Source organism: Shewanella sp. 30m-14, from assembly GCF_052977125.1.
Genome location: NZ_JBRILW010000035.1, coordinates 38,494 through 46,996, shown reverse-complemented (window position 1 = coordinate 46,996; position 8,503 = coordinate 38,494). Strand labels below are relative to the sequence as shown.

The 8,503-nt window shown below is 42.2% G+C and carries 10 protein-coding genes; 6 read left to right on the top strand and 4 right to left on the bottom strand.

Annotated features, from left to right (window positions below):
• Positions 1-803 precede the first annotated feature (803 nt).
• Positions 804-2,162 carry an MATE family efflux transporter gene (locus tag ACVBIU_RS19150; protein WP_447159359.1) on the bottom strand — a complete coding sequence of 453 codons (1,359 nt, stop codon included), beginning with the start codon at positions 2,160-2,162 and terminating at the stop codon, positions 804-806.
• Between the two features lie 32 nt (positions 2,163-2,194).
• Here ACVBIU_RS19150 and ACVBIU_RS19145 point away from each other — a divergent pair, with 32 nt between their 5' ends.
• Positions 2,195-2,812, top strand: coding sequence for a riboflavin synthase subunit alpha (locus ACVBIU_RS19145; protein WP_447164541.1), 618 nt, complete (start codon positions 2,195-2,197; stop codon positions 2,810-2,812).
• A gap of 99 nt (positions 2,813-2,911) precedes the next feature.
• On the opposite strand, the gene ACVBIU_RS19140 is transcribed toward ACVBIU_RS19145, so the two are convergent.
• The 3 genes from ACVBIU_RS19140 to ACVBIU_RS19130 form a co-directional block, all read right to left on the bottom strand.
• On the bottom strand, positions 2,912-3,112 hold the full coding sequence (locus ACVBIU_RS19140) for a CPXCG motif-containing cysteine-rich protein (protein WP_447159357.1): 201 nt from the start codon (positions 3,110-3,112) through the stop codon (positions 2,912-2,914).
• A 2-nt stretch (positions 3,113-3,114) separates the two neighbouring features.
• Positions 3,115-3,852 (bottom strand): pteridine reductase, encoded by a 738-nt coding sequence (locus ACVBIU_RS19135; protein ID WP_447164540.1) that lies wholly within the window; start codon positions 3,850-3,852, stop codon positions 3,115-3,117.
• A 169-nt stretch (positions 3,853-4,021) separates the two neighbouring features.
• On the bottom strand, positions 4,022-4,288 hold the full coding sequence (locus ACVBIU_RS19130) for a hypothetical protein (RefSeq protein WP_447159355.1): 267 nt from the start codon (positions 4,286-4,288) through the stop codon (positions 4,022-4,024).
• 287 nt (positions 4,289-4,575) lie between these two features.
• Between ACVBIU_RS19130 and thrS the strand changes: the two genes are divergently transcribed.
• The 5 genes from thrS to ACVBIU_RS19105 all read left to right on the top strand — a co-directional run bounded on the left by thrS (position 4,576) and on the right by ACVBIU_RS19105 (position 8,448).
• On the top strand, positions 4,576-6,504 hold the full coding sequence (gene thrS / locus ACVBIU_RS19125) for a threonine--tRNA ligase (RefSeq protein WP_447159354.1): 1,929 nt from the start codon (positions 4,576-4,578) through the stop codon (positions 6,502-6,504).
• A gap of 3 nt (positions 6,505-6,507) precedes the next feature.
• Complete coding sequence (gene infC / locus ACVBIU_RS19120) at positions 6,508-7,050, top strand: translation initiation factor IF-3 (protein ID WP_220764059.1); 543 nt, start codon at positions 6,508-6,510, stop codon at positions 7,048-7,050.
• 87 nt (positions 7,051-7,137) lie between these two features.
• Positions 7,138-7,332 carry a 50S ribosomal protein L35 gene (rpmI, locus tag ACVBIU_RS19115; protein ID WP_012155497.1) on the top strand — a complete coding sequence of 65 codons (195 nt, stop codon included), beginning with the start codon at positions 7,138-7,140 and terminating at the stop codon, positions 7,330-7,332.
• Between the two features lie 18 nt (positions 7,333-7,350).
• Complete coding sequence (gene rplT, locus ACVBIU_RS19110) at positions 7,351-7,710, top strand: 50S ribosomal protein L20 (protein ID WP_012155496.1); 360 nt, start codon at positions 7,351-7,353, stop codon at positions 7,708-7,710.
• 153 nt (positions 7,711-7,863) lie between these two features.
• A complete protein-coding gene (locus tag ACVBIU_RS19105) occupies positions 7,864-8,448 on the top strand; it encodes a GNAT family N-acetyltransferase (RefSeq protein ID WP_447159353.1) in 585 nt (194 codons plus the stop codon).
• The last annotated feature ends 55 nt before the right edge of the window (positions 8,449-8,503 follow it).

The following is an 8,503-nucleotide window of genomic DNA, read 5'->3' as shown; positions in this document are numbered from 1 at the left end:
GTAATCCAGCTCCCGCAACCAATTCTTTTATTGAAGAGTGACGTGATATGTAGGCCAGCGAAAGCTGGTTTTTTTGTACCTACGATTTACCGTTCTTTATAAGGTTATGAATTTGGATGGTGCAGTTTACTTGCTCGTCGGACTCAACTCTTTATAAAAGAAGGGCGAAGGTCGTTGCCAAGCTTTTGTAAAAAGTAATCCAGCTCCCGCAACCAATTCTTTTATTGAAGAGTGACGTGATATGTAGGCCAGCGAAAGCTGGTTTTTTTGTGTCTGAAATTTGTAATTCCCGTCTTCTTTTACACGCGTGAGCCAATTTATATACCTGCACGTTTTCTTTTGTTGGTGCCTATCAGTATAAAGATATGTTCGCTTTACTGGCCGGTCATTAATAGCAGATCGGTTCTATCATCCTCGGTCTCTGTATCTGTATCTGTATCTGTATCTGCGTCACTGTACTTCAGGAATCGATTTATTCGTCTTGCATTAGTTTGCCAAAAATACTCTGATCAAATCACTTTCCCTATATTGATAGGAATTAGAGTAACTTCCTCAATAAAAGCGATAAGCTGAAGAGTGGCCGAATTAGACTGCAGTGCAGTCAATGCAGTGTTAATTAGCATAGGTTTGATGCATATTCTATGGCTTGTAACGCCTAGGTGCTTATAAGCATGTTTTACCTGATAAAACTTGCCCATAAAAAAACAGGCTAACTGCAATAGCGTTAGCCTGTTTCATTGTTATGGATAACCAGTGCTGGAACTTAATACTTAGCCATTAGGCTGATATTGTTGTCCTTCCGATTAGATCGCTGAGTGCACAACGCCCAATTTTTGAATGTATCTTAAGCGTGCGGCAAACATTATCGCTGCACTTGTAAGACCTGCAATAAGGCCTATCCAGAAACCTTGGGCACCCATATGCGGTACGATGATATCGGTACGCGCTAAGGTATAACCTAAAGTCATACCCACACCCCAGTACGAAACTAAGGTGATATAAAACGCGCTGCGAGTATCTTTATAGCCACGTAATGCACCTGCGGTAACGACTTGAACTGAGTCTGATAACTGATAGATGGCGGCATAGAACATTAAGCTACCAGCTAGTGCAACGACCTCAGGGTTATCATTATAGAGTAGGGCAATTTCATGTCTAAATAACACGGTAATGATTGCGGTACAGGCTGCTAAAGAAAACGAGATAATGAGTGCGAGTTTGGTCACTAGCGCTGCAATTTCTGGTTTATCTTGACCTAGGTAATAGCCGACACGAATTGATACCGCGATACCGAGAGAAAGCGGTAACATAAACACAATCGATGAGAAGTTAAGTGCTATTTGGTGTCCTGCAACGACTGTTGCGCCCAATGGTGCAAGTAAAAGGGCGATGATTGCAAATAAACTCACTTCAAAAAACAGCGCCATAGCAATTGGGAAGCCATGTTTTGTCATTTCAAACATGACTTTGAAGTCTGGTAAGTGAAAAGATTTGAACGGAGCCAGTTCTTTAAACTTATCATGGAACTGCATGTAGATGATCATGGCGATAAGCATTGCCCAGAATACTAATGCAGTGGCAACACCACAGCCAGCGCCGCCCATTGCTGGCACACCAAAGTGGCCATAGATAAAAATGTAGTTAGCAGGGATGTTTACCGCTAAACCGACAAAACCTATGACCATAGTGGGTAAAGTATAAGAGATCCCTTCGCTACAACCTCTTAATACTTGATAAAGCACAAATGCCGGAACGCCCCACATAAAGCCATTTAAATAGCCAATACCGAGCCTTGCCATTTCGGGTTCAAGCTCCATCATGGTGAAAATATTCTCTGCAAATGAGAGGATAAGCACCACACCCACACTGCCAATTATGGCAATATAAGCAGCTTGGTAAGCCAATGGTTGAATTGCCTTTTGATTGTCGGCACCGTGATGGTGAGCAAATACGGGTGTAAAGGCCATTAATAAGCCTTGTACAAACAGTAAAGCGGGTAACCAAAGACTTGCTGCAATGGCAACCGCGGCCATATCTACGGCACTAACGCGACCCGCCATGACGGTGTCAATAAAGCCCATCATGGTTTGTGTTACTTGAGCAATTAGCACCGGTAGTGCTAACTGGATTAAACGTTTGGCTTGAAAGCCAGAATGGTTCATGAATACAGCCCTTAATACTAACGAGAGATAAAATGTTTACAGGTATAGTTCAAGCAACATGCGAAGTGTTGGCGATAGATAAGAAATTAGGCTTAAGCACGCTACAAATCGCAATTGGGCCGGATTTGCGCGAGGGACTTTCACTAGGGGCAAGTGTCGCAAATAACGGTGTTTGTTTAACAGTCACAAGAATAGATGATGATAGGGTGTTTTTCGATGTAATGGAAGAGACCCTTAAGCTAACTAACCTATCAAAACTGAGAGTCGGATCACAGGTTAACATCGAGCGTTCATTAACCTTCGGTAGTGAGATTGGCGGGCACATATTATCGGGCCACGTGCACACTCAAGCCGAGGTCGAATTTGTTAGTGCAACGGATAAGCATTACGATATTTGTTTGAAGGTTGAACCTAAGTGGATGAACTACATTCTTTATAAGGGTTTCGTTGGTGTTAACGGCTGTAGTTTAACGGTGGGTGAAGTGAAAGACACGAGCTTTATGCTGCATCTAATTCCAGAAACATTAAAGCTAACCAACTTAGATGGCTATGTTAAAGGTGATAAAATTAACATCGAAATAGATAGCCAAACCCAAGCGATAGTCGATACCGTTGAACGAGTACTCGCTAAGCGTTTTGAAAACCAATAACTTGACTCGTTACTGATGCGTTGTTGACTCTTGAAAAGCGCTAGCAGATCTAGACTAATACCCTGTGATATGGCCATCTACTGCCATAAGCTTGCTGGTTTAGTAGATCTGCTCGTCGTCTGAATCAATAAAAAACTCAATTTTATGCTGGGCTTCATCCAGGTGCAGACGCATATGGATGGGGTTACAGCACACCCGGCAATCTTCATAGTAATCTTGGTCACCACACGTTGCGTCTATATTAATGTGTTGGTGATGCCCGCAATGGGGACAACTAATCGTTTTGTTGATGAATCTCATGTTTACGCTCCCATAAAACCTACTGCGCTTCGTCCTCCATCTACAGCAATGACTTGGCCTGAGATATAAGACGAACTGACTAAGTGAGAAATAAGCTTGGCGATATCCTCTGGTTGGCCAAGCTTTGCTAACGGGATTGCACTTAACACTGCTTGTTGTGACTGAGTATCTGATTGTTCTGGCCATAAAATTGCACCAGGTGAGACACCATTTACGCGTACATCGGGTGCCAATTCTTGCGCCAGTGATAACGTTGCCATCTCAAGTGCAGCCTTTGATATAGAGTATAGTCCATGATCTTTTAATGGGCGCCGGCCATGGATATCGAGTAGGTTAATTATGCAGCCGTTATTCTTACTTAATATGGGATTCAGTGCTTCGGCTAATAAATAGGGGGTAATAAGGTTTGTCGCAAGCAATTGTTGTGCTTGTGCAAAGGTCGCCTCGCCAGTGGGTGTGGGGATAAAACTAGAAGCATTATTGATTAAAACTGACAAAGGCAGTTGAGACGATTTAATTTGTAAGACTAGTTTATTGACAGCATCAGCTTGAGCTAAGTCGGCCTGCATGATAATCGCAGAGTCGGCGCGCTTAGTGTTTAGTTGAGTGCATAGAGCTTGGGCTTGTTTTGCTGATTGCCCATAGTGAATGACAATATTATGGCCTTCATCATGAAGATGAGTAGCGATAGTGCATCCAATCCGTTTTGAAGCGCCTGTGACTAATGCCCAAGTGGTCATATTTAATCCATCCATTGCTGAATAATGAGATGGCTATAACTTAACGAGCGTTAGCTATTAGCCTCTATCGTGACATGATAGCCACAGTAAATGGGTAATAGAAGACGAGCCTTAGTAATAAACTCAATAAAAGCCAACGGGATGCACATGCCAAGGTAACAAAGCTAAATTAATATCGGTCATAATTTTGTTCTCTATTTGTCAGTTTTGTACCATCGAGAGTGTTGATGTCAACTAACGCTTTTTGTCTCATTTGGTCATTTTGATACAAACTATCGGTAATGAGCGTTTTACTCATCAATAACAGTGCTTTGTTGAGCTCGATTTCAAGTTGTACGGCAACAGCCTGTTTATCAATAGAGTTTACCGCAACGTTATTGGGTTGGTTTATATCTGCTTGAAAAAGCACGGCTGCAAACATCAAAGTATTAATCATCACTAGCTCCTTATTAAGTTGTGCGTATGCTAACGGGCGAACGTGAATGAATTGTTACGGTAACCCTCTAGTTTTATTACACTTAACCTTAAATATTTTGCTCATTTAATAAGAAAAACTAATGTGATTGAAAACTTGCATCATACAGTGGCTATCACTTAGAATTAGCAGCTTGCGCGCTGGAAAACACAGACTCCAGTAAGGTCTAGTCCCAGTTGCGTAAACACATACTTAATTTTAAAACCAAGTGGCCCTACGTAGGGGTCACCACTGGAAAAGGAAAAATCATGCCTGTTATTACACTTCCTGACGGAAGCAAACGCGAGTTTGCTAACCCTGTTTCTACTTTAGATGTTGCTGCTGATATTGGTCCTGGTCTTGCTAAAGCGTGTATCGCTGGCCGCGTGAACGGTGAATTAAAAGACGCGTGTGACATGATTGACACAGATTCAGATCTGTCAATCATCACGGCTAAAGATGAAGAGGGTGTTGAAATTCTTCGTCACTCATGTGCTCACTTGCTCGGTCATGCAATCAAGCAATTGTTCCCTGAAACCAAAATGGCTATTGGCCCTGTTATCGATAATGGTTTCTACTATGACATCGACTTAGATCATAAGTTGACTCAGGAAGATATCGATGCGTTAGAAAAGCGCATGGCTGAACTTGCTAAAACTAATTACGCTGTTGATAAGCGTGTTGTTAGCTGGCAAGAAGCGCGTGATACTTTTGAATCACGTGGTGAAGTTTATAAGATGGCGATTTTGGATGAGAACATCCCGAAAGATTCAACGCCTGCGCTTTATCACCACCAAGAATATATCGACATGTGTCGTGGCCCACACGTACCAAACATGAAGTTCTGTCAGAATTTTAAGTTAATGAGTGTGGCGGGTGCATATTGGCGTGGTAACTCTGACAACAAGATGTTGCAGCGTGTATACGGAACAGCTTGGGCGGATAAGAAAGCACTTAAAGTGCACCTTAACCGTCTTGAAGAAGCGGCTAAGCGAGATCATCGTAAAATTGGTAAGCAGCTTGATCTTTACCATATGCAAGAAGAAGCGCCTGGTATGGTGTTTTGGCATAACGATGGTTGGAGTCTGTTCTTAGAGCTTGAGAAGTTTATTCGTCAAAAGCTAGGTCAGTACACTTACCAAGAAGTTAAAGGTCCATTAATGATGGACAGAGTGTTGTGGGAACGCAGTGGTCACTGGGACAAGTACTCAGAGGCTATGTTCACTACTAGCTCTGAAAACCGTGAATATGCGATTAAGCCAATGAACTGCCCTGGTCACGTTCAGATCTTTAACCAAGGCCTTAAGTCATATCGTGACTTGCCATTACGTATGGCTGAGTTTGGTTGTTGTCACCGTAATGAGCCATCAGGTTCATTACATGGCCTGATGCGCGTTCGTGGCTTTACTCAAGATGATGCACATATCTTCTGTACTGAAGAACAAGTACAGCAAGAAGTAAGCGCATGTATCAAAATGGTTTACGACACATACGAAACATTCGGATTTAGTAATATCGTTGTTAAGTTGTCGACTCGCCCTGAAAAGCGCATTGGTGATGACGATATGTGGGATCGTGCAGAAGAAGCGCTTAAACAAGCACTAACTGCAAATGATATCGAATTTGAAATTTTACCGGGCGAGGGCGCGTTTTACGGTCCTAAGATTGAATTTACATTGCATGATTGTCTAGACAGAGCGTGGCAATGTGGTACAGTGCAGCTCGATTACGCATTACCTGGTCGTTTGGGTGCAACTTATGTTGCTGAAGATAACAGCCGTCAAACCCCTGTTATGATCCACCGTGCGATTTTAGGTTCATTAGAGCGCTTCTTGGGTATTCTAATTGAAGAATATGCAGGCAAGTTCCCAGCTTGGTTATCGCCAGTTCAAGTTGTTGTAATGAATATTACCGATAAACAGTCCGATTATGTCGACAATGTCGTTAATTTATTCAAAGAACATGGAATTCGTGCAACTAAAGACTTGAGGAATGAGAAGATAGGCTTTAAAATACGTGAACATACTTTAAGGCGTGTGCCTTATTTACTGGTCGTTGGTGACCAGGAAATGGAAAATAATGAAGTAGCGGTGCGTACCCGTGAAGGCGTTGACTTAGGTAAGATGCAAATCGAAGAATTTGCTACTAAGCTCAAAAACCAGATTTCGCTCCGTAGTCTCAATTTGTTGGAGGATTAGGTCATAAAGATCAAAAAAACAGCAGGGCGCCAGGCGGCCCCGAACAGAATTAACGAGCTCATCGTTGGTGTATCTGAAGTCCGTCTAAACGGTTTAGATGGTGAGCAGTTAGGCATCTTAACAATTAAAGAAGCACAAGAAGTTGCTGATGAAGCCGGTGTTGATTTAGTAGAGATCAGTCCTAATGCTGAGCCGCCAGTTTGTCGTGTTATGGACTACGGTAAGTTCCTTTTTGACAAAGCAAAAGCTCAAAAAGAACAAAAGAAGAAGCAGAAAATTGTACAGGTGAAGGAAATTAAATTCCGTCCCGGTACAGACGAAAACGATTACCAGGTAAAACTACGCAACCTGACTCGTTTTCTAGAAGACGGCGACAAAGCGAAAGTAACGCTGCGTTTCCGTGGTCGTGAGATGGCTCACCAAAGCCTAGGTATGGATCTTTTGAACCGTATCAAAGCTGACTTGGAAGTTATAGCAGTAGTGGAGTCTTTCCCGAAAATGGAAGGTCGCCAAGCTGTTATGGTTCTCGCGCCGAAAAAGAAATAGTAAGGCAACCATAAAAGTAACAGGGGCCTATTAAGGTTTCCTGTTCGCCTTGCGTTTTATTAATTGTCCCAATGCGGAGTTTTAGCAATGCCTAAAATGAAAACAGACAAGGGTGTACAAAAGCGTTTTAAGAAGACCGCTAACGGTTTTAAGCGCAAGCAAGCCCATTTACGTCATATTTTGACAAAGAAGAGCACTAAGCGTAAACGTCACTTACGTGCAAAATGTCAAGTAGCTAAGTCTGATGTGCCAGCAATCGCACGTCAACTACCATACGCTTAATTAAAGGAGCAATGAACAATGCCTAGAGTTAAGCGTGGTGTAACCGCTCGTGCTCGTCACAAGAAAGTACTTAAATTAGCTAAAGGTTATTATGGCGCTCGTAGCCGTACTTACCGTGTTGCTGTTCAAGCAGTAACTAAAGCTGGTCAATATGCTTACCGTGACCGTCGTCAGAAGAAACGTCAATTCCGTCAACTATGGATTGCACGTATCAATGCGGCATCTCGTCAAAATGGTCTGTCTTACAGCCGTTTCATTAATGGTTTGAAAAAAGCATCAATCGAAATCGACCGTAAGATCCTGGCTGACATCGCTGTTTTCGATAAAGTTGTATTTGCAACTTTAGTTGAAAAAGCAAAAGACGCTTTAGCTAAGTAATTAGTTTAGAATCTTTTGAAAAAGGGAGCCTTAAGGCTCCCTTTTTTTATGCCCGTCATTTATTAAGGTATTCTCTAATACACTCTACGGATTAGTAAACCCTAGTTATCTAATCATAAGTCTGCAAACAAACTAAAAAGGATTTTCCAGCTAATGACAACCTTGACAACGGCCCGACTCATAATCTCACCCATGTCATTAGATGACGTTGATCTGCTATTTGAGTTAGATCAAGACCCACTCGTGATGAAATACATTAACGGTGGGCGAATAGTGACTCGTGAAGAAATAGAAAATGTATTTATTCCCCGATTTGCAAAGTTTTCAAACTTAGATAAAGGCTGGGGCTTATGGAAAGTGTTTGCAAAACCTACAACAGACAAGGGATCCAAACCGCTGCTGACTATAGCGCCGACGTTCGCTGGGTGGATTTTAATTAGACCCATGTATTATTTTACCGATGAGCCTTATTTTAATGATCTTGAGATTGGCTGGCGTTTTAAGCAAAGTACATGGGGAAAGGGTATTGCAACAGAAAGCGCTAACACCGTCGTTAAGCATCTAGCCGAGACGCAATTGAATATCGAAAGGTTCTCAGCTATTGCCGACGATAGAAATCTAGCTTCAATTAACATTATGACAAAGCTTGGTATGAGCTATGAGGGTAAGCTAGAACACCCTGATGCAGGCGATGATGTTGAGGTTGTTTTGTATTCTAAGCGTATAGCGCGTGACTAATTATTTGCTTATAGCGTATTCGAATGACCATAAATAAAGCATAAAACTATACTTA